The sequence below is a fragment of the Actinoplanes sp. NPDC089786 genome (assembly GCF_040684855.1).
Taxonomy (GTDB): domain Bacteria; phylum Actinomycetota; class Actinomycetes; order Mycobacteriales; family Micromonosporaceae; genus Actinoplanes.
In genome coordinates this window covers 1-20,991 of sequence record NZ_JBFBGU010000045.1, presented here as the reverse complement: position 1 = coordinate 20,991, position 20,991 = coordinate 1, and the positions used below count along the sequence as shown (strand labels likewise).

Here is a 20,991-nt window from a genome sequence, read left to right as displayed (position 1 = left end):
CCGAACTAGGCTCGATCCATGACGACCCTTGCCGGCCGCACCATCGCGGCCCTGCGCAGTGAGCACGACACCCTGGCCAGCATCGTTCGCGGGCTCTCGGCCGAGCAGCTCATCAGCCCGTCCGGCGCCTCCGACTGGACCGTGGCCGACGTCCTCTCCCACCTGGGCAGCGGCGCCGAGATCAACCTGGCGGGCTTCCGGGCGGCGCTGGGCGAGGCCGAGGCGCCCGGGCCCGACTTCAACCAGGGCGTCTGGGACCGGTGGAACGCGCTGAGCCCGCAGGACCAGGCGGCCGGCTGGCTCGAGTCGGACAACGCCCTGGTCGCGGCCCTGGAGGCGGTCCCTGAGGACCGGCATGACGACCTCAAGGTCAAGATCTTCCTGCCCGAGCCGGTCCCGCTGGCGTCGTTCGCCGGCCTCCGGCTGAGCGAGATGGTCCAGCACGGGTGGGACGCGCGCGTCGGCGTCGACCCGGCGGCGACCCTGGCCGAGCCCGCGGCCGCGACGCTGGCCGAACAGCTCGCCGGCGGCGTCAGCTTCCTGGTCGGCTTCATCGGCAAGCCCGAGGCGGACCGCGACCGGGCCGTCATCGAGATCAGCGGGACGCCGTATCGCATCGTTCTCACCGACAAGGCCCGGTTCACCACCGAGGAGTTGCCCGCGACGGCGACGTTCGCCGGCCCGCTGGAGTCCGCGCTGCGCCTGGTCTACGGCCGGCTGACCCCGGAACGCACCCCGGCCGGCGTCGAGGTGACCGGCACCATCTCCGTGGACGAGCTGCGCGTCGTCTTCCCCGGCTTCTGACCGCCCCGGTCGTGGACATCGTTCTGATGGCGGTCTCCCTCGCGCTCGGTCTCGGCTTCGTCGGCCGGGGCCTGTGGGTGCTGGCTCGCGGGGGACCGCTGGTCCTCCGGAGCACCGGGCGGTTCTGGCCCACGCCGGGCCGGGCGGCCGCGTTCTGGCTGCTCATCGGGTCGGGGCCGCTGGTCGGCGGGCTCCTGCGGGCCGGCGGGCAGGCCGGCCTGATCGGGCTCGGTGTCGCCTTCTGGCTGGGCTGGCTGCCGCTGGCCCTCTGCGCCATCGGCGTGATCGGGTTCCGGCCCCACCCTTCGACGCCGTAGGTCAGGGCTGCTGGGCGCCCAGCGCTTCGACGTAGACGCTGTAGAGCGAGCGGCTGGCGGCCATGAAGAGGCGGTTCTTCTTGACGCCGCCGAAGCACAGGTTGGCGCAGGTCTCGGGCAGGTGGATCCGGCCGATCAGGGTGCCGTCCGGGTGGTAGCAGTGCACCCCGTCGAAGCCGGGCCCACCGTCGCCGGCCGAGGCCCACAGGTTGCCGTCGGTGTCGACCCGGATGCCGTCCGGGCCGCCGGGGCTCATCTCGACGAAGACCCGCCCGTCGACCGGCCGGCCCTGGCGCATCTCGAAGACCTTGATGTGTCCGACGTCGACCACGTAGAGCCGCGACTCGTCCGGCGAGAAGCAGATGCCGTTGGGCCGTTCCATGCCCGTGATCACCGGTTCGCCGGCGCCGGTGGCCGGATCGATCCGGTAGACGTGCCGCGGGATCTCTTCGTCGGCCTTGTCACCCTCGTAGTGGAAGGCGATGCCCCAGCCCGGATCGGTGAACCACACCGAGCCGTCCGAATGTGTGGTCACATCGTTGGGGGCGTTCAGGCGCTTCCCCTCGTACGCATCCATCAAGATCGAGACACGACCATCATGTTCGGTACGCGTGACGCGCCGCCCCAGGTGCTCACAGGTCACCAACCGGCCCTGCCGGTCGCGGGTGTTGCCGTTGCTGTTGCCCGACGGCCGGCGGAACTCGTCGACCCGCCCGGTCGACTCGCTCCAGCGCAGCATGCGGTCGTTGGGGATGTCGGAGAAGAGCAGGTAACGCCCGTCGCCGAACCACACCGGACCCTCCAGCCAGCGCCCGCCGGTCCACAGCCGCTCGACCACCTCGTGGCCCACCACCAGCGACCGGAACCGCTCGTCGACGATCTCGATCGCCGGGTCCGGGAAGCGCACGATCGTCCGGTCGGTCTCCCACGCGCGGCCGTGCTCCATGGCCGTCACCCCCGCCCCACGAACGGCATCGTCGTCGCCATCACGGTCATCGTCAGAACGTTCGCGTCCAGGGGTAACCCGGCCATGTAGCGGACCGCCCGCCCGGCCTCGGTCACGTCCATCACCGCCTCGGGCCGCACCTCGCCGTAGGGCTGGAGCGCCCCGTCGGCCGCGCCGCCACCGATCGCGGTGGCCGCGTTGCCGATGTCGATCTGCCCGCAGGCGATGTTCCACGCCCGCCCGTCCAGCGCGGTCTGCTTGGTCAGCCCGGTGACCGCGTGCTTGGTCGCCGTGTACGCGATCGACAGCGGCCGTGGCGTGTGAGCCGCGATCGAGCCGTTGTTGATGATCCGCCCGCCGCGCGGCTCCTGGCGCCGCATCACCCGGAACGCCTCCCGCGTGCAGAGGAAGACGCCGGTCAGGTTCACGGCGACGACCTGCTGCCAGACGTCGAGCGGGTGCTCGTCGATCGCGACCGGGGGCGCGCCCATGCCGGCGTTGTTGAAGAGCAGGTCGACCCGGCCGTGCCGCTCGACCGTGTGGTCGAAGAGGTGGCGCACGCTCGCCTCGTCGGTCACGTCGGCCGGCACCGCCTCGACCTCGGCGTGGCGGGCGGCCACGGCCTCGAGCGCCTCGCGCCGCCGCCCGGCGACGACCACCCGCCAGCCGTCGCCGGCCAGCTCATGGGCCACCGCCGCCCCGATGCCACTGCCACCACCGGTGATCACCGCGATCCGCATCGACCCAGCCTAAAGGTCGCTCAGCGGCGCGGCCGGATAAGAGCGTCAACCATTGACATCCGTCACTGGAATGAGGATTCTGGGAGCGCTCCCAATGGCCGTCGTCAGGAGTTCGTGATGCGCGTACCCGTCGTGGTTCTGCTTCTTGCCGTTGCCGTCGGAGTGCCGAGTCACGCCGGCGCCGCGGTGGGAGACGCGGCGACCACCGTGGACGTTGACGTCCGGGCCGGGCTGGCCACCGTGCCGAGCACGGCGATCGGCGTCAATCACGCGATCTGGGACAGCCAGCTCGGCACCGACGACGTCGCCGACCTGTTGCGCGACGCGGGGGTCGGGATGGTGCGCTATCCGGGCGGATCGTACGCGGACATCTACCACTGGCGTGACCACACCGCGCCGGGTGGCTACGTGGCGCCGGACACCGACTTCGACACGTTCATGGCGGGGGCCGCGCGGACCGGCGCCGAGCCGATGATCATCGCCAACTACGGGACCGGGACCGCGCAGGAGGCGGCCGACTGGGTTCGCGACGCCAACGTGACCAAGGGCTACGACGTCAGGTACTGGACGATCGGCAACGAGAACTACGGCAACGGGCACTACGGCGCGGCGTGGGAGGCGGACGAGCACGCGGACAAGAGCCCCCGGGAGTACGCGGCCAACGTCGTCGCGTACAGCCGGGCGATGAAGGCCGTCGACTCGGACATCAAGGTCGGCGCCGTGCTGACCATGCCGGGCAACTGGCCGGACGGAATCGTCGGCGAGGGCGACACCGGCACCTGGAACCAGGAGGTGCTGACCCGGGCCGGCGACGCCATCGACTTCGTCGACGTGCACTGGTATCCGGGCGGTGGCAACGCGGCCGAGGCGGTGGGCAAGGCGGAGCAGATCGAGGACGCGATGGTGCTGCTCAAGGAGCAGATCGACGCGTACGGGAAACCCGGCACCGCCATCAGCCTGACCGAGACCAACGTCGGCGTCGGCCCGAACACCCAGCCCGGCGCGCTGTTCCTGGGCGACATCTACAGTGGACTGCTGGAACAGGGCGTCTTCACCGTGCAGTGGTGGAACGTGCACAACGGCATCGGCACCGTGTCCGAGGTGGCCGGGCAGCGCGACTACGGCGACTTCGGGCTGCTGTCCAGCGGCACCTGCACGGCCGACAACACGGTCTGCGAGCCGCCGCTCAACACGCCGTTCGCGCCGTACCACGCGCTGTCGCTGATCGGGGACTTCGCCCGGCCCGGCGACCTGCTGGTCCGGGCCGGCACGAGCGATCCGCTGGTCAGCGCGCACGCGTCGCGCCGGCCGGACGGCAGCCTGGCGGTGCTGCTGGTCAACCAGGACCCGGCCAACGCCAAGCCGATCACGGTCAGCTATCACGGCTGGACGCCGTCGGCCGCCGCGCCGGTCGTGGCCACGTACGCCAACGGCGCCACCTCGGTGACCTCGGGCAGCGCGAGCGTGCTCCCGGCGTACTCGCTGACTCTTCTGACCTTGCGACCCGCCCGCGCCGAAGCCGGGCCGCCGGCGCCGGGCCGTCCCACCGCCGCCGCCGTCACCGACCGCACCGCGACGATCGGCTGGAGCGGACCGGCCGGCGCGAAGTTCGAGGTCTACCGCCAGCACGGCGGGGCGAGCGAGCTGTGGGGCGAGACGACGGGTACGCAGCTGACGGCCCGAAACCTCGAACCCGGCCGCCGCTACACGGTGAACGTGGTCGCCCGGGACGCCGCCGGCCGCCAGTCCCGCCCGTCACCGCCGCTGACCTTCACCACCCCGGCGCCGGCCACGTCGACCTGCGCGGTGAAGCTGACCCGGGCCACCGACTGGGGCAACGGCTTCGTCTGGAACCTCGACCTCAGCGGCGCCGGGCCCGCGGCCGACTGGACGCTGACCTTCACCTGGCCCACCACCTGGCAGTCGATGACCGGCGGCTGGAACGCGACCTGGGAGCAGACCGGCCGGACCGTGCGGGTCACCGGCGCCGGCCCGCTGCCCACGACCGTCGGCTTCACCGGCGCCTACAGCGGCCCGAACGTCCCGCCCCGCGTCTTCACCCTCAACGGCTCGGTCTGCTCGACGGGCTGACCAGAACCTCCCAGTCGACGGTGCCGTTGGTGATGACCGGACGGTAGCGGCCCGCGAACGGCCGGCCGGTCTCGAGCGAGGTGGCGGTCAGCTCGAGCAGGTCGGCGATCGACGCCGGCCAGCGGGTGAAGTCGACGCCGCTCTCGTTGTAGAACTCGCCGACCCGCCCGTGGCTGCCCGGGCGCTGGTCGGCGAGCAGGTAACCGCCGTCGCCGGCCGCCGCGAACGGCACATAGCCCTTGTTCCACCATTCGTCATCCTCAACCGATATCCGGCCCGTCACCCCGCACATCTCCCACCAGGCGCCGGGGATCTCGGCGACCGACATCGGCCGGTGCAGGAAGGGCAGGTCGAAGCCGCCGGCCTCGGCGCCGTCGTGGCGGAGCAGGGAGGCCACCAGGTCGGGCGGGAACGCGACGGACATCCGCTGCTGCGCGCCCTGGACGGCCTCGGCGGAAGCGGGTGGCCGGAGCGAGTTGCGGGCGGCCGGCGCCTTCGCGGCGAGCCACTTCTCGATGCGTCGCCACGCGGCGTCGACGCGGGCGGTGGCGGCCGGGACGGGCTTGGCCGGGGTGACGCCGGTCCGGTATTCGGGGCAGATGACGGCCGGTGGCCGGGGCGGCCGCGGCATGGGCAACGGGCCGGTCCAGCTCGTCCTGGCGGGGGCGGGGGCGTCGAAGCCGGTGACCATCGTGGCCTCGTCCCGGGGAGCCGAGCGTTCGCAGAACGCCAGACCGGTCACCACCAGGGACATCGTGACGAAGACGGCGCCGAGCAGGAGGATGACGCGCTTGCCGCTGGTGGCCGGCCCGGGGACGGTCGGTGGTGGCGGCGGTGCCATGGGCGGCGGGTTGGCCGACTTGGGCCGGCCCGCGGAAGCGTGCAACATCGGGTGAAGCAACGCCCGCGCGGCGGCGGCGGGATCGCCTTCGTCTTTCCGGGCGGCGCCGGTCGGGATGTGGCCCGCCGGTTCCAGGGGCGTGTCGACCGGCTCGGCGCCGACGCTGATGACCGCGCCGGTCAGGCCACGCGCGTCGAGGACGCCGAGTGCCATCGTGGTGTGGTTGGCCGCGTCGGGTCCGTCGCCGGCGATCACCGCCACCGGCGCGCCCAGGGCGACGGCCAGGTCGGCCACCGTCCATCCGGCGCGACTGGCCGGCACGAGCAGGCCCTTGGCCCCGGCCACGAGCACCAGGCCGTGGGTGCGGGCCAGAGTGGACACCAGTTCGGTGGCCTCGTCCAGGCTCAGCGGATCGGCCGCACCGTCGCACAGCTCGGCCCACGTCGCCAGGTGTTCGAGCAGCCCCTCGCCGGGCGGACCCTCAGCGCCCAGCGCGACGACGGCGACCCGCACCGCCGCGGCCGCCGCCAGCGTCGTGGCTACGACTTCCCAGCCCACCGCGGCCGAGGTGGGAACAAGCACCCACGGACCACCGTCCGGCCAATCCTGACTCACCGCACACCCCCGACATCCTCGGTGATGGTAGCGGCGGGCGACCCTCGACAGGCGACGAACTACTGAAGGTCGGGGCGGTCCACCATGGAGCGTTGCTGGTCGCCGGTGGTGCCGAGGAGCCGCCGGCGCTCGCGGAAGGCGCGCAGGTTGGCGGTGTTGCCGCAGGTGCTGACGTCGTGCCAGACACCGCTGTTGTTGCGGGACGCGTCGAAGAAGGCGGCCCGGCAGTCGACGTTGTGGCACAGCTTGAGCCGCGGCCACAGCCCCGCCTGCTGGGCCAGCAGGGCCTCGGCCCAGAGCGCGGAGGCCAGCCAGCGGGTGCCCCGGCCGGCCGGGACGATGCGGACCCAGCCGTCGGCGTCGGGCACCAGACTGACGGGTACGTCGGCCGGCGGCAGGGTGCCGTCGGGCTGGTTGCGGCCACCGGCCAGGATCACGTTCTCGAACGTCGTCCGCAGCCGGCGCAGCGACCGCATGTCGGTGGAGGACAGCAGGATCACCGGCGCCGGGAGCCCGGCCACCCGCGACCAGGTGGCCAGCGTGTCGGTGATCCAGCGCTGGCCGTCGTCGGGATTGGCCAGCAGATCGGGGGCGTACGTCATCGTCGCCCGGGTGTTCAGCAGCTCCTGAACGAGGGCGAGACCGGCGGGCGCCTCCCGCACGCCGTGCCGGGCGCTGGCCTTCCACGACATAGCCGAAGCCTACTTGATTCTTTTTGCCGGCCGCATCGGCCCGGAGTCTGACCTCGCGTGATGCGGTTCCGACGCTCCGCAGTCGGACGGCAACGATGTGCGTCGTTGCAACGTTGAGGCGCTTTTCACCGGTTATCCGCGGCGGTGCGGTGGCAAGCTGGGCCACGGGGAGGTGGCCGATGATCAGAAGAACCGGAAGCTGGGTGGCCGCACTGGCCGTGGCGGTGACGCTCGTCGCGGGGTGTGGGTCCGATTCCGGCGACAAGACGGCGGCGCCGGCGCCGGTCGTACCCTCGACCACGGCCAGCGCACCGACCACCGAGCCGGAGCCGTCCGACCCGGCCGGGCCGTCCACGGCACCGTCCGAAACCGCCAAGCCCGGCAAAACGCCTACGAAGCCCACGAAGCCCGCGAAGGACGACAAGCTTCGCAAGGGGGCCAAGGGCGCCGAGGTGACCGCGCTGCAACAGCGGCTGACCGAGCTGGGCTACTGGAACGGCAAGGCCGACGGCAAGTTCGGCGGGACCACCCAGCAGGCGGTGTACGCGCTGCAGAAGGCGGCGGGTCTCGGCCGGGACGGCGTGGTCGGCGGCAAGACCAGGAAGGCGCTGGAGTCCGGCGTGCGCCCGAAGGCGAAGAGCTCCGACGGGAACGTCGTCGAGATCGACAAGAAGAAGCAGTTGCTGATGCTGGTCAAGGACGGCGAGGTCCAGCTGGTCTTCAACACGTCGACCGGCTCGGGCGAGCGGTACGAGACCAAGGACGGCGGCACGGCGATCGCCAGCACGCCGAAGGGCAAGTTCACCGTGTCCCGGCAGATCGACGGCTGGCGCGACGCCCCGCTCGGCATGTTGTGGCGGCCGAAGTACTTCAACGGCGGCATCGCCGTGCACGGGGCGAACAGCATTCCGCCGTACGCCGCCTCGCACGGCTGCGCCCGCCTGTCGATCTCCGCGATGAACTACCTGTGGTCGAACGACAAGATGCCGATCAAGACCAAGGTCTGGGTGTACTGAGCCTCGTTTCACCTTCGCTTCCGGGGCGCCTGTCACTGGCGGCGAATGTGGAACGAGGCTGAGGGGCCCTACCCGTCGATCCGGGAGATGTTGCGGATCTTGTTGGAGGCGTCCAGGGCCGCGACCTTGTACGCCTCCGACAGGGTCGGGTAGTTGAAGACCGTGTCGACCAGGTAGTCGACCGTGCCGCCGGTGCCCATCACGGCCTGGCCGATGTGGACGATCTCGGTGGCGCCGGTGCCGAAGATGTGCACGCCGAGCAGCTTGCCGTCCTCGGGGGAGACGAGCAGCTTGAGCATGCCGTACGAGTCGCCGACGATCTGCCCGCGGGCCAGTTCGCGGTAACGCGCGATGCCGACCTCGAACGGCGTGTTGGTGTCGGTGAGCTCGGCCTCGGTCTTCCCGACGAAGCTGATCTCCGGGATCGTGTAGATGCCGATCGGCTGGAGGGCGCCCATGTCCCGGGTGGGCTCGCTGCACGCGTGGTGCGCGGCCAGCCGGCCCTGCTCCATCGAGGTCGAGGCCAGCGCCGGGAAGCCGATCACGTCACCGACGGCGTAGATGTTGTCGACCGCGGTGCGGAAGTTCGCGTCGACCTTGATGCGGCCACGCTTGTCGGCCTCGAGCCCGGCCGCCTCGAGCGCGAGGTCCTCGGTCTGGCCCTGGCGGCCGGCCGAATACATCACCGTGTCGGCGACGATCTTCTTGCCGCTCTTCAGGATGCACAGCGCCGCGGTCTGGTGCCGTTCGACCGAGGCGACCTCCTCGCCGAAGCGGAATGCCACGGACAGGTCGCGCAGGTGGTACTTGAGCGACTCGATGATCTCGTCGTCGCAGAAGTCGAGCATCTGCGGGCGCCGCTCGACCACGGTGACCTTGGTGCCGAGGGCGGCGAACATGGACGCGTACTCCATGCCGATCACGCCGGCGCCGACCACGACCATCGACCGTGGCACCGACTGCAGGTTGATCACGCCGTCCGAGTCGACGATCGTCCGGTCGTCGAAGTCGACGCTGTCCGGCCGCGCGGGACGCGTACCCGCGGCAATGATGATCTTGTCGGCCGTGACCTTGTGGTCGCGGCCGTCACCGCCGTCCACCCACAGCGAGTGCGCGTCGGCGAAGCGGCCGGTCCCGGTGACCATCGAGACGCGGTTGCGGGACAGCTGGTTGCGGATCACGTCGGTCTGCCGGCTGATCACGTGATCGGTGCGCGCCGCCAGGTCGGCCACCGTGATCTCGTCCTTGACCCGGTAGCTGCTGCCGTACAGATCTCGCTGGCTGAGGCCGGTCAGGTAGAGGACCGCCTCACGCAACGTCTTGGAGGGGACGGTGCCGGTGTTGATGCACACCCCACCGATCATGTCGCGACGGTCGACGATGCCGACCCGCCGCCCGAGCTTGGACGCGGCGATCGCGGCCTTCTGCCCACTGGGCCCGGAGCCCACTACCAACAGGTCGTAGTCATACACCGGCTTAGCGTCGCAAGATGTCGGCCGCCGCGCCAGACCTTCCCTCTTAACCTCTGTCCACAGGAAGTTGATCATCCTGTGGATAACGTACGCTCCCGGTGCTGCTGGGGACTGACCGTATGGAACCTCTTGAATGCCGTGCTGAACGCGAACGGCGTTCCGTACCCCACCCGCCGTGCGACCGACGCCACCGTCGCGCCCGGCTCGCCCAGCAGATCGGCCGCCAGCGACAGCCGCCACCCGGTCAGGAACGCCATCGGCGGCTCGCCCACCAGCTCGGTGAACCGGCGGGCGAACGCGGCCCGGGACAGACCGGTCTCACTGCCCAGCCGGGCGACCGTCCACGACTCGGCCGGCGCGTCCTGCATCAGACGCAGCGCCCGCCCGATCACCGGATCGGTCTGCGCCTTGAACCACCCGGCTTGATGAGAAGCGAACCACCAGCGCAGGACCGCGATCAGGATCAGGTCGAGCATCCGGTCGAGCACCGCGTCCTGACCCGGGGCGTCGTCTGTGGCCTGGACCCCGAGGTAGTCGACCAGCGCCACCGGGACGTGGTCGCGCGGGGCGACGATCAGGTCGGGCAGGGTGTCGAGCAGGCGGCGGCCGACCATGGACCGCGACTCGTAGGCGCCAGTGAGCATGAGGGTGGCGCCGTCGGTCGCGTTGCCCCAGGTGCGGACGCCGACGTCGGTCATCCGCGGGACGTCACCGGTAAGCATCGTGCAGGTCTGGCCCGGGCCGATCAGCACCTGCGGCTCGGTCGCCGGCTGGTCGGCCACGGTGTAGTGCCGCGGGCCGCGGGCGATGGCCACGTCGCCGGCGTGGATCAGGGCGGGCTCGGCGTCGGCCGGGCAGACGTACGCCTCGCCTCGCAAGATCGTGATCACCGAGAGGGGCGACTCGTCCTCGATCCGCATCGACCACGGCGGGTCCAGGGAACTGCGCAGCACGAAGGCGCCCCGGGCGCTCGGACCGGCCAGCACGTGGGACAACGCGTCCATGCACGGATGCTGGCACGAAAGCGGGAGCACACGCGATTCCGGGCTGAATACCTTTTGAGAACCATTGATGTCGTACGGGGGAGACAGACCGGATGTCCACGCGTTCCGTTTCATTTCTTGTTCTCGGCGGTGCCCTGATCGCGGCCCTGACCGCCTGCACCAGTCCCACCGAATCCACCGGCGCCGCCCAGCCGGTCGGCACACCACCCGCAGCCTCCACCAGCAGCGCGACCGTGACCCCGAGCCCGACCGCGCCCGGTGGCAAGCCTGGTGGCAGGGCCGCGGCGGCGAACTGCCCGGTCACCGCGACCACCCTGCTGGCGGCGATCAAGAAGGAGCACCCCGGCTGGGGCGCCTCGGAGCTGAGCAAGATCCGCTGCTACCAGGACTACGCGATGTCCACCCGCCGGGCCGCCGACCCGAACGCCAACACCGAGGTCGAGACCTTCCGCTACACCGGCGGCGAGTGGCACATGTTCGTCGGCGGCAGCGGCGGCTACTGCGAGGGCGTTCCGGCCGACGTCAAGAAGCACTTCCGCGGCGACGGCTACCCGGGCTGCGAGTAGCGGCGCGAGTCATGCATGGCCTCGACCAGGTCTTCCCGGGCCCGCGCGACGCGTGATCGGATCGTGCCGACCGGGCAGCCGCAGACCTCGGCCGCCTCGGCGTAGGACAGGCCCGACACCTGGGTGATCACGAAGGCCTCGCGCCGCTCCGGCGCGAGGCCGCCCAGCAGGTCGTGCAGGGCGTGCTGCTCGTCGAAACGGGTGTGCACGGCGGCCTCGGCCGACTCGGCGCTGGACTGCCAGTCGGCCAGGGCGGCGACCCGCGGGCGGCGGGTGGCCCGGCGTACGTCGTCGGCGGCGACCCGGCGGGCGATGGCGAACAGCCAGGTCCGTACGGAGGACCGGCCGGCGAAGTCGGGCAGCGCCCGCACCGCCCGCAGGAATGTCTCCTGCGCCAGGTCCTCGACGTCGGCCGCGTCGGTCAGCGGGGCGAGGAACCGCAGCACGTCCCGCTGGGTGGCCCGGATCAGGTCGGTGAGAGCGTCCCGATCGCCGCGCGCGGCGGCGAACGCCAGCGCGGTCAGGTCCTGCTCGGGCATCGGCCCCGGTCCCTTCGTCGGTTGCTCCGCGCGGTGGTACGCAAGCCGTGCTGGAAAGGTTCACCGACGATGTGCCATTCGCGCAAGAGGCGCCCTCTCCTCAGCCGTTCCTGCCTCAGCCTTTGCTGTAGAGGCTGACGCCATCGCTGCCCGAGGCCGTGTCGTTCTTGCGGTCGCGGCCCTTGGGCTCGAAGCGGAGCACGGCGCCGTCCTCGTCGTGGCGCTCGATGGTGATGGTCGGGCCGGCCGACAGGCTCAGGTAGCCGTCACCGCCGACATAACCCGTGACCGTCGAATCGTTGGCGCGGACGACGGTGAAGTTGAGGCGGTTGGGCGGGATGTGGGTGAGGGTGATGCGCCCGATGCCGAACTTCTTGGCCGGGGTCAGGCCGCCGGAGCTGGTCAGCAGGACCTCGCAGGTGCCGTCGGCGCAGTCCTTGAAGTTCGTGCTGTAGCTCTTTGTCGGAGACGGCTCGGGAGATGGCGTGGCCTTGGATGGCCCGCTTGTCGACGGCGCGGGTTGTGGGGGCTCGGCGTTCGGTTGCGGCGCCGCGGAACATGCGGTGAGGGCAAGGCAACAGGCGATGACGAGAGGCGTACGCATAAGCGTTTTGTAGTCGCGATCCACGCTGGACGGTCGGCCGTGGCCGGGACCGGCCGCGTAATCTGGGCCGATGACGGATCTGCGCGGCGCGATCGGCCGGTATGCGGGGCGGTTCCATGCCGCCGTCGAGACTGAGCACCACGTCGCGTCGCCGCTGGGCGCGTGGCTCCTGCTGGCGCTCGCCGCCTCGGCCGCGCCCCGCGACGAGCGGCTCGCCGACGCCCTCGGGATGCCGCCCGGCGAGGCCAGACACCACGCCGCGGCGCTGCTCAAGGAGCCACATCCGCTGGTCGCGGCGGCCACCGCGGTCTGGTCCACGCACTGGGTCAAGCCCGATCGCCTGGCGTCCTGGCGCGACCGGCTGCCCGGCGCCACCGAGGTCGCGGCGCTGCCCGACCAGGCCGGCCTCGACCGGTGGGCGTCCGATCACACGTACGGCCTGATCGACCGCTTCCCGATCACCATCACCCCCGACGTCGCCCTGGTGCTCGGCAGCGCCCTGGCCACCAAGGTGACCTGGCAGAAGCCGTTCGACCAAGACTCGGTGGCCCGGCTCGGCCCCCACAGCCCGTGGGCCGGCCAGGTCAAGGAGATCCTCCGCAGCCCCCGGGAACACCGGGCCTTCATCGCCGAGTCGCGAAGCGCCGGGCAGGTCGCCGTGCACGTCGCGGCGGCCGAGGGCGGGCTCGACGTGGTGTCGGTGGTGGCCGGCCCCGAGGTCGCGCCGGACCGGGTCCTCGCCGCGGCCCACGAAGACCTCACCCCCGTCTCGCTCTGGGACCTGCCGCTCGGCGAGACCGACCTGTGGCGGATCCAGGAACGAGAGACCGACCAGCCGGAACGGGAGATCCACCACGCCTACCTGCCCGCGTGGTCGGCCACCAACAAGCACGAGCTGGACGCGCCCGAGCTGGGCTTCGGGGTGGCCGCCGACGTGCTCGCCCCGCTGCTGCGGGTGCCGCCCGCCGGATTCAAGGCGGCGCAGTCGGCCACCGCCCGCTACGACCGGTACGGGTTCGAGGCGGCGGCCGTGACCGGCTTCATGACGCTGGCCGGGGCCCGGTGGCAGCCGCAGGGCACGGCGCGGGTCGCCGAACTGCGGTTCGGTCACCCGTACGCGGTGGTCGCCGTGGCCTCGCCCGACGACGCCGGACCCTGGCACGACCTGCCGGTCTTCTCCGCCTGGGTCGCCGAGCCGTCTGAACTTTGACCTGCTCCGCGCGTTGATCGCCATATGCGAGTCGACGGCCTGTTCGTCAACGCGGCCAAGGTGCTGCTGCCACCCGGGCGCGAGCCGGCCGGGCGGGCGGTCGGGCGCGGGCTGGTCACCGCCGAACACGCCGCGTCCTTTCCCGTCGACGAGCTGCCGGTGGCCACCCCCGCGGAGAGCACCGAACTGCTCGCGCTGGCCGTCGCCGGCAGTGCCCTCGGCGAGGCGGCCGTCCGCCCCGAGGACGTCGGTTTCCTGGTGCACGCCTGCGTCGGCGACACCTCGTACGAATGGAAACTGGCCCCTCGCCTGGCCCGCCTCCTAGGAGCGGACCGAGCCGTGGCCCTGGGCCTGCGGCAGAACTGCAACGGCGCCGGCGTCGGCCTGCAACTGGCCGCGGCCCACCTGATGACCGAGCCACGCACCGAGAACTGCCTGGTCGTGACCTCGGACGCGCTCGGGGCGGACTGGCCCCGGCGCTGGTACCTCGGCTACGGCGACGGCGCCACCGCGATGCTGCTGTCCCGCCGCCCCAGCCCGATGGCCCTCCTCGCCGTGGCCAGCAGCGGCCGCCCCGCCAACGAGGCCCACTACCCCGCCTGGAACCCGTTCCGCCCCGGCGTGCCGGCCGGCCCGACCGACGAATCCGCCCCGCACGCCGGCTTCCTGCTGCGAGCCGCCGTCCGCGACGCCGCCGAGGCCGCCCTCACCGACGCCAACCTCAACCCCTCTGCCGTACGCACGGTGCTGCTGAGCCGAGTCCGCCCCGCGATCGCCAACGTCCTGGTGGCCGGCGTAACCCGGGCCGGCCTGACCGCCACCCCCCTCAACCTGGCCGACCGCTCAGGCCACCTCTTCGCCGGCGACCTGACCGCCAACCTGGCCGACCTCCTCTGCACCGACCCCATCGGCCCCACCATGATCGTCAGCTTCACCGGCGACATCGACGTGACCTGCGCAATCGTCGACTCCCGGGTGTAGCCCGCGCCACAGCCAAAGCCAGAGGCGGTCCGGCCCGGGCCTCCGGTAACCTGTGGGCCAGCGGGCCGCTAGCTCAATGGCAGAGCTGTGGACTTTTAATCCTCAGCATGCATCTTTGTCCCTCCTACTTGGCGTAAGCATTTTCGTCCGGATTTTCGCCCGCGAATCCAGGATGATGCCGCCGAGTATCAGCAGGTCAGCGCGGTCATTACGCTCTGTGTTCGCCGAGCCCGCCGTTACTTTGGGCCGAAATCCAGATTTTAGGCACGGAATCCGTCCAGGGTCGCTGGCATCCGATCACCCACGGAACACCCACGGCCCTACCGCCACCCCGCTTGAGCCCAATGGCGCTTCTTTAAGGCGTTTTGGTTGGTCCGGGTTTCAGCCTGTGCAGGGTGATGGTGTGTTCGACGCGGCGGGTCGGGGGCCGGTCGCCGCGGGCTGGGTAGCGGCGGGTGTAGCGCTCGGCGCGGGGCTTGATCGTCCGGGGCGGTCGTGGACGCGGCGGCCGAGTTCGTGCCAGGCGTGTTCACGGGCTTGCTGGTGAGGGGGGAAAGTCCGCCGTTATCCGGGACACGGAACGGCGGGCGGTGTTGCGGGCGCGCAGGAAGCTGATCCGGTCGGGGTCGACTCGGTGGTGGCGGGCTACGTCGCCGACCATGTCGGCGAGGGCTTGGTAGAGACAGAGCAGAGCCCAGATCTCCTGGCGGGTGCCGTCCGGGCTTTGCGAACGGGTTAGCACGCTGGTTCCGCCGCGTAGGTCGGTCTTGACCGCGTCAAGGACGGTTTCGATGCGCCATCGTTCGCGGTAGATGGCCGGGAAGTCCTCGATCGGCCATGCCTGCGGGTCGAGCAGGGTGGTGGCCAGGTAGAACAGCTCACTGATACTCGTGCCGTGTTCGTCGCGGGTACGCACGCTGTATTCGATGATCCGCACGGTGATCGGCTCGCCCCCGCTTTTGCGTAGCGGTTTGAGCCTGGACAGGTAGCTGCCGTCGTCGAGGCGTTCGAGGATCGGCAGAGTGATCGAGCCCCGGACTGCCGTTCTCCTCCTGGAGCCTGGTCAAACTCACCGCTCACCTGGCCCGGGAGAAGATCACCTCGGTGGGCCGGGAAGCGATCCGGCGGATCCTGCGTACCGAGAACGTCTCCATCAAACCCGGGGCGGAACACTGGCCGCGCAGCATCACATCCCGGTCGCCCGGGTCGTGGAGATCCTCGCCGACCTGGCCGGGATCGAGGTGTCTGCCGGCTGGGTGATGACCGCGTGTGCCCGGATGGCCGCGGCGGTCGAACCGGCCAACGAGGCGATCAAGGATGCGATCGGCTCGTAGATCACTCGGACGTTCACCCATCGTATACGCCCTCGATCTTCAAACGGCCAACACCATCAAGACAAGCTGCATTTCGATAGCCAACTCCCTGGTACTGCCCGAGCACCATTTCTTCGGCTTCCTCACGTGCCTATGAGGTCGAATCACTGTCGAGCATGACCGCGCGCTCAGAATAATATATTGCGCGCGCGCGCTCATCTCCGTCAAAGAAGTCATTCCAGAATCCTTGCTCGAGCCATGATTCCGGACCGGTGTTGACGATGCCCATTTCTTCGATTCTCGTCACCCAGTTCGGTGGATGACGGGGATCGAGCGTGGTAAACGCGATGGACTGCCACCACGAAAATTGCTCGTCACCAAGGTCAAGGAGCAGTTCGACCGCGCGTTCCGGCTGGCAATGGATGGAAAGAACGACGTATTCGGCGCCCACCCTCAACCGCTGGCTAGACTCGGTTGCCCTTCCGAACGCGTCGATGATCTTGTTGCAAACGACTCGCATTACCATCCGCTTCTGTCGATCATATTGGGCAGGGCAGGTCGCGCTGCAGGCCCGTTATCTTGCCCTCCGAGCTTGACCTTGTAGTCAAAGTCATAGTTTACCGCCCGGGTACGGGAGTTGTAATAGAAGTGGACGTCGTAGTGCTTGCCATCGGGGCCGTGCCCTCGAGCGCTGTATTTGCCCCAATCTGCAAGCTTGCTTCCGTCGGCTGTAAGTGTCCGGCGGACGTATGCAGAGTTCATATTCTCTCCGAGCATGATTTTCTCAGACGAGTCGATTACCTCTCGTTTGAGTCCTCCGCTTGGATTGAAAATGCTTCCTGCTTGCTGCCGCCCGAGATCGGCGGCGAGGCGCGAGCCGTTTGCCACGTTAGCTGCGCCGTCAGCGCCGGCCGCGATGGTTCGGGCGGCGCGGATGCCCTTGTAGGCCGCGTAGGCGCCCTTGATGGCACCGCCGGCGGGCATTAGGTAGGTGGTGATTTCGCCGGCGCGGTAGGTCCAGCTGTCGGTTTTGACGAAGCAGTTGGCGCCGGGGCTGAGGGCTTCGCGGGCGTGTGCGGTGAGGCCGAGGCTGGCGGCGTCGCCGACGCCTTCGAAGAAGGACACGACTCCGCCGATGACGCCGGTGGTGAGGGTGTCTTCGCTGGGACCGTGGTTGAGAACCAGGTTCTCCATGAAGGAGCAGCTGGCGCATAGCCCGGCGGGGTCGGTGTTTTGGATGGGGTTGTTGCGGGCGTAGGCGTAGGCCTGACCGGTGTTGTCGATGGCGGGGTCGAGGGTGAGGAATTGGCCGGTGGTCGGGTCGTAGTCGCGGGCGCGTAGGTAGACCAGGCCGGTGTCGGGGTCGGTCCAGGCGCCGGTGTATCCGATGCGGCTGTCGGCGGAGCCGGTGTGGCCGGTGCGTTTGCCGTAGGGGTCGTAGGTGGTGGTGCCGGTGGTGGTGCCGGCGGTGTCGGTGATGCGGCGTACGGAGCCGAGGTTGTCGGTGTGCAGGTATTGGATGGTGCCGGCGTTGTCGATCTGGGCGTATGGGGTGAGTCCGGGGCCGTGGAGGTAGCGGTGGGTGCCGTCGGTGAGCAGCAGGGGCAGGCTGCTGATGGTGGCCCAGGTGAAGGTGTTGGTCACGCCCTGTTTGGTGCGGGATTTGCGTAGGCCCCCACCGTCGATGGTGTAGCCGATGTTGCTCGTGCTGGTGGTGACGCCGGTCAGGGAGCCGGGGCTGTTGTAGCGGTAGGTGGTGGTGCCGGCTGGGTTGCCGGCTCCGGCGGGGGTCGTGGTGCTGGTGCGGTTGCCGTCGGGGTCGTAGGTGAAGTTGGCCTGGGCGGTGCCCGCCTTTGTGGTGGTGGTGAGCTGTTCGGCCGGGTTGTAGGTCAGGGTGGTGCCGTCGGGTGTGCCAGTCAGGCTTCCGGCGGGGGTGGTGGCGTAGGTGCCGGTCGTGGTGGGGCCGGTGACGCCGGCGAGCTTGCCGGTTTTACCGAAGGTGTAGGTGTTGCCGTCGCCGGTCTGCATCTGCCCGGCGTCGTCGTAGGTGTAGGCGAAGGTGTCCAGGGTGGCGCCGCCGGCGGTGGTCTGTTTGATGGACGTGGTGCGTCCGGCGGTGTCGTAGTCGGCGGTGCTGGTGGTCCCGTCGGGGGTGGTCTGGGTCCGTTGTTGGCCGTCGTCTGTCCAGGTGAATGTGGTGGTGCGCCCGGCCCAGTCGGTGGCGGAGGTCATCTGCGAGGCCTGGTCGTAGCCGTAGGTGACGGTGTTGCCGCCGGGGTAGGTCAGGGCGGTGAGCCGGCCGGCGGGGTCGTAGGTGTAGCCGACTGTGCCGGTGGGGTCGGCGGCGGCGGTGAGCCGGCCGGCGGGGTCGTAGGTGTAGCGGGTGGTGCCGGTGCCGTCGGTCATGGTGTCGCGGCGGCCGGCCGGGTCGTAGGTGTAGCTGATGTCCGCGGTGGCGGGGTCGCTGTAGTCGATGCCCGTCATGTCACCGGCGTCGTTGTAGACGGTGGTGATGGTGCTGGTGTCGGGCTGGACGGTCCGCGTGGGCCGACCTGCGTCGTCGTAGTTGTATTGGGTCACGACGCCGCCGGGCAGGGTGCGCTTGGTGCGCTGCCCGAGCGAGTTGTACTCGAAACTGGTCCTCTTGTGGTCAGGGTCGGGGTTGGCCAGCGTCTTGATCCGGCCGTTGGCGTCGTAGGTGTACTCGACGTAGCTCAGGTCGTCGGCGGTCTCGCGTTTGAGCTGCCCATCGGCGTAGTAGGTCCGGGAAGTTTTCCGGAGCAGCGGATCCTTCGTTTCGGTGAGCCGGCCGGCGTCGTCGTAGGTGTAGACGGTGACCTTCTCGCGCCCATCGGCTTTGCGCGCCTCGGTTCTGGCGGTGACGCGGCCGGCGGCGTCGTAGTCGGTCTTGGCGATGGCGCCGGAGGGCAGCTCGGTGGTGGTGGGGCGGCCATCGGCGTCGTAGCCGTACTTGATGGACCGCTGCTTCGGATCGGTAGCCTTGGTGAGTAGTCCGAGCTTGTTGTATTCCCTGGTGGAGGTCTGACCCAGCGGGTCGGTGACGCTGGCGACCTGGCCGCCGGGGGTGTAGGTGGTGCTGGTGATCGCGCCGGTGGGGTCGGTGGTGGCGACGGCACGGTCGAGCAGGTCGTAGCTGACGCTGGTGGTGCGTCCGGCCGGGTCGGTTGTCTGGGTCCGGTTCCCGGCTTCGTTGTAGGTGTGACGTGTGGTCCGCCCAGCCGGGTCGGTGATCGTCAGGAGCCGTCCCGCGGCGTCGTAGGCGCGGCGGGTGGTGTGCTGCCCGGCATCGGTGGTGGACACGGCGAACCCGGCGGCGTTGTAGGTCACGCTGGTGGAACGGCCCGCGGTGGTGCTGCCGGTCGGCCGCCCAGCCGGGTCGTAGGTGTAGGTGGTGATCGTGTCGGCGGGGGCGGTGGAGGTGTCCATGGTGCCGTCGGGGTTGTAGGTCCACTTCTGCAAGCGCCCGTCGGGGCTGGTGGTGAGGACCAGGTTGCCCTTGGCGTCGTAGGTCTTGGTCTCGACGTTGCCCATCGGGTCGGTGACCGAAGTGACCTGGTTGAACGCGTTGTAGGTCCAGGTGGTGTTCTTCCCGGTGGCGGGGTCGGTCTGCTGGGTGCGGTTCCCGCGGGCGTCGAACTCGGAGGAGATGGTGTTGGTCTTGGGGTCGGTGATTTTGGTGGTGTTGCCCGTGGCGTCGACGGTGTACTTCCACACCTGCGCGTCCGGGGTGCCGGCTGCCAGAGTCCGCCGGGACAGGTAGCCGTTGGTGTACTCGCTGATCGTCACGGCGCCGTCGGGACCGGTCACCGTGGTGGAGGTGTAGGCACCGGAACCTGAGTAGGCGATGTTGGTGGCCTGGCCGAGCGCGTCGGTCTGGCGGGTGACCCGGCCCTGCGGGTCGTAGGTGTTACGCAGGTAGCTTCCGCCGGGCCGGCGGGTCAGGACCAGCCGGTGCGCGGTGTCGTAGTCGTACCCTGTGACGGCGTCGTCGACCGCGGTCACCGCGGACAGCTGCCCGTCGGTGTCGTAACGGTATTGGACGCTGCGACCGGCGGAGTCGCTGACCGCGCTCAGCCGGGTGCCGTTCCAGGCGTAGGTGAGGGTGCGGCCGCCGCTGCCGGTGGCCGAGGTGAGCCGGCCCTGGGCGTCGTGGGTGAAGGTGAGGGCGTTGCCGTACAGGTCACGCTGGGCGACCAGTTGCCCGTTCTGGTCGAACTGCATGGAGCTTTGGTCGCGGCGGGTGAATGTCCACGCGCCGTCCGGCCCCTTGGCCAGGGACGCGAGCACGGTCGAGGGCGCCGCGTAGCCGCCCTTGCTGTCGGAGAAGAAGGTCACCGTGGACCCGTTCTCCTGGTGCACGATCACGGCCGTCGGCGCCGCCGGGCTGCCGCTGAACTCCAGCGACGCGCCGTAGTTCAGCGACCAGCCGTAACCCAGAGGCCCGTCGTTCGAGGCGCGCGTGGTGGAGTAGGTGCGGGTCACTCCCAGCTCCGGCCCGGTACCGGGCAGCGACAGGTCGGCGACGGTGTCGAAGAACTCGCCGGTGGCGGTGTTTACCGGGTCGCAGCTGCAGGTTTGGCTGTCCGCCTGTGAAGGGTTCTGGCCGCCGGCGCTCTGTGACGGTGCCGGCGGTGCCGGCGCGACGAAGGTGACCGGGTTGGACCACAGGTCGCCGAGGTGGACCAGGTAGGTGTGGCCGGCTTCCGGTAGTCCGCCGGTGGACCAGGTGCAGGAGTATTCGGAGCATTCCTGCCAGTGGTACGGCCCATGGTAGACATCATCGCCGATGGCGACGTCGTACAGCTTGAAGTCGATCCACCTCTCCACTGTGTCGTTCTGCCTCTTGACGGTGGCCCGGCGGGTGGTGTTTACCTGTACCGCGTTGCCGGTTTGGGTCAGCACGAGGGTCATCGGAGAGAAGTCGGCGCTCTGGTCGTAGCGATACTGGCCCTGCTCGATGCGGCGCCAGAACGACATGACGCTGACGGGTTGCTGCCCCGGCGCGCCGAGTTTCGCCCGGATGTAGTGGCCGGCCCGGCTCTTTGGCACCCACGTCACACAGGATCTGCCGCTGCCGCACAGGGCAAGGGTTTCGCCCGTGGTGTCATCGACGATGCTCATGTAGTAAGGGCTCGACGATGAATTAGCTGGTCGGCGGTTTTCATGATCGGCTCGTTGGGTTTGGTGTGATGAGTGAGGATGCCTTGGCGGTGAAGTTG

At 69.9% G+C, this 20,991-nt stretch carries 19 protein-coding genes; 8 read left to right on the top strand and 11 right to left on the bottom strand.

All coding sequences use genetic code 11. The features are described from left to right. The first annotated feature begins 18 nt into the window (after nucleotides 1–18). Nucleotides 19–804: a maleylpyruvate isomerase family mycothiol-dependent enzyme gene (locus tag AB0O15_RS46585; protein ID WP_364334198.1), complete on the top strand. Its 786-nt coding sequence runs from the start codon at nucleotides 19–21 to the stop codon at nucleotides 802–804. An 11-nt stretch (nucleotides 805–815) separates the two neighbouring features. Further along, on the top strand, nucleotides 816–1,121 hold the full coding sequence (locus AB0O15_RS46580; RefSeq protein WP_364334196.1) for a hypothetical protein: 306 nt from the start codon (nucleotides 816–818) through the stop codon (nucleotides 1,119–1,121). 1 nt (nucleotide 1,122) lies between these two features. Here the strand turns inward: AB0O15_RS46580 and AB0O15_RS46575 are convergent, their stop codons facing one another. Both AB0O15_RS46575 and AB0O15_RS46570 read right to left on the bottom strand, forming a co-directional pair. Continuing rightward, entirely contained in the window at nucleotides 1,123–2,067 is a 945-nt protein-coding gene (locus AB0O15_RS46575) for an SMP-30/gluconolactonase/LRE family protein (protein ID WP_364334193.1), read from the bottom strand. A gap of 5 nt (nucleotides 2,068–2,072) precedes the next feature. After that, entirely contained in the window at nucleotides 2,073–2,807 is a 735-nt protein-coding gene (locus tag AB0O15_RS46570) for an SDR family oxidoreductase (protein WP_364334190.1), read from the bottom strand. Between the two features lie 117 nt (nucleotides 2,808–2,924). Here AB0O15_RS46570 and AB0O15_RS46565 point away from each other — a divergent pair, with 117 nt between their 5' ends. Next, on the top strand, nucleotides 2,925–4,898 hold the full coding sequence (locus AB0O15_RS46565; protein ID WP_364334187.1) for a fibronectin type III domain-containing protein: 1,974 nt from the start codon (nucleotides 2,925–2,927) through the stop codon (nucleotides 4,896–4,898). Here AB0O15_RS46565 and AB0O15_RS46560 read toward each other — a convergent pair. After that, a complete protein-coding gene (locus tag AB0O15_RS46560) occupies nucleotides 4,870–6,321 on the bottom strand; it encodes an SMI1/KNR4 family protein (RefSeq protein ID WP_364334184.1) in 1,452 nt (483 codons plus the stop codon). The genes AB0O15_RS46565 and AB0O15_RS46560 overlap by 29 nt on opposite strands. A 92-nt stretch (nucleotides 6,322–6,413) precedes the next feature. After that, nucleotides 6,414–7,046, bottom strand: a complete 633-nt coding sequence (locus AB0O15_RS46555) for a CGNR zinc finger domain-containing protein (RefSeq protein WP_364334181.1) — start codon at nucleotides 7,044–7,046, stop codon at nucleotides 6,414–6,416. Between the two features lie 179 nt (nucleotides 7,047–7,225). On the opposite strand from AB0O15_RS46555, the gene AB0O15_RS46550 reads away from it, so the two are divergent. Further along, the gene (locus tag AB0O15_RS46550; RefSeq protein ID WP_364334178.1) at nucleotides 7,226–8,062 is read left to right on the top strand and encodes a peptidoglycan-binding protein; all 837 of its coding nucleotides are present in this window, start codon (nucleotides 7,226–7,228) and stop codon (nucleotides 8,060–8,062) included. 68 nt (nucleotides 8,063–8,130) lie between these two features. Here AB0O15_RS46550 and sthA read toward each other — a convergent pair whose 3' ends face one another. Continuing rightward, entirely contained in the window at nucleotides 8,131–9,534 is a 1,404-nt protein-coding gene (gene sthA, locus AB0O15_RS46545) for a Si-specific NAD(P)(+) transhydrogenase (RefSeq protein WP_364334175.1), read from the bottom strand. Between the two features lie 71 nt (nucleotides 9,535–9,605). Beyond that, nucleotides 9,606–10,538, bottom strand: coding sequence for an AraC family transcriptional regulator (locus AB0O15_RS46540; RefSeq protein WP_364334172.1), 933 nt, complete (start codon nucleotides 10,536–10,538; stop codon nucleotides 9,606–9,608). Nucleotides 10,539–10,630: 92 nt separating this feature from the next. On the opposite strand from AB0O15_RS46540, the gene AB0O15_RS46535 reads away from it, so the two are divergent. Further along, nucleotides 10,631–11,104, top strand: a complete 474-nt coding sequence (locus tag AB0O15_RS46535; RefSeq protein ID WP_364334169.1) for a hypothetical protein — start codon at nucleotides 10,631–10,633, stop codon at nucleotides 11,102–11,104. Here AB0O15_RS46535 and AB0O15_RS46530 read toward each other — a convergent pair. Then, nucleotides 11,086–11,643: a sigma-70 family RNA polymerase sigma factor gene (locus AB0O15_RS46530; protein ID WP_364334166.1), complete on the bottom strand. Its 558-nt coding sequence runs from the start codon at nucleotides 11,641–11,643 to the stop codon at nucleotides 11,086–11,088. The two genes, AB0O15_RS46535 and AB0O15_RS46530, sit on opposite strands and share 19 nt — an antisense overlap. Before the next feature lie 115 nt (nucleotides 11,644–11,758). Then, nucleotides 11,759–12,271, bottom strand: a complete 513-nt coding sequence (locus AB0O15_RS46525; protein ID WP_364334163.1) for a hypothetical protein — start codon at nucleotides 12,269–12,271, stop codon at nucleotides 11,759–11,761. A 46-nt stretch (nucleotides 12,272–12,317) separates the two neighbouring features. Between AB0O15_RS46525 and AB0O15_RS46520 the strand changes: the two genes are divergently transcribed. After that, on the top strand, nucleotides 12,318–13,457 hold the full coding sequence (locus AB0O15_RS46520) for a hypothetical protein (protein ID WP_364334160.1): 1,140 nt from the start codon (nucleotides 12,318–12,320) through the stop codon (nucleotides 13,455–13,457). 24 nt (nucleotides 13,458–13,481) lie between these two features. Continuing rightward, the gene (locus AB0O15_RS46515) at nucleotides 13,482–14,438 is read left to right on the top strand and encodes a hypothetical protein (RefSeq protein ID WP_364334157.1); all 957 of its coding nucleotides are present in this window, start codon (nucleotides 13,482–13,484) and stop codon (nucleotides 14,436–14,438) included. 529 nt (nucleotides 14,439–14,967) lie between these two features. Here AB0O15_RS46515 and AB0O15_RS46510 read toward each other — a convergent pair. After that, nucleotides 14,968–15,465, bottom strand: coding sequence for a transposase (locus AB0O15_RS46510; protein WP_364334219.1), 498 nt, complete (start codon nucleotides 15,463–15,465; stop codon nucleotides 14,968–14,970). Here AB0O15_RS46510 and AB0O15_RS46505 point away from each other — a divergent pair. Next, on the top strand, nucleotides 15,461–15,772 hold the full coding sequence (locus AB0O15_RS46505) for a transposase (RefSeq protein WP_364334154.1): 312 nt from the start codon (nucleotides 15,461–15,463) through the stop codon (nucleotides 15,770–15,772). The genes AB0O15_RS46510 and AB0O15_RS46505 overlap by 5 nt on opposite strands. Before the next feature lie 130 nt (nucleotides 15,773–15,902). On the opposite strand, the gene AB0O15_RS46500 is transcribed toward AB0O15_RS46505, so the two are convergent. Next, nucleotides 15,903–16,202, bottom strand: coding sequence for a hypothetical protein (locus AB0O15_RS46500; RefSeq protein ID WP_364334151.1), 300 nt, complete (start codon nucleotides 16,200–16,202; stop codon nucleotides 15,903–15,905). Nucleotides 16,203–16,270: 68 nt separating this feature from the next. Next, the gene (locus tag AB0O15_RS46495) at nucleotides 16,271–20,830 is read right to left on the bottom strand and encodes an RHS repeat-associated core domain-containing protein (RefSeq protein ID WP_364334148.1); all 4,560 of its coding nucleotides are present in this window, start codon (nucleotides 20,828–20,830) and stop codon (nucleotides 16,271–16,273) included. Between the last annotated feature and the right edge of the window lie 161 nt (nucleotides 20,831–20,991).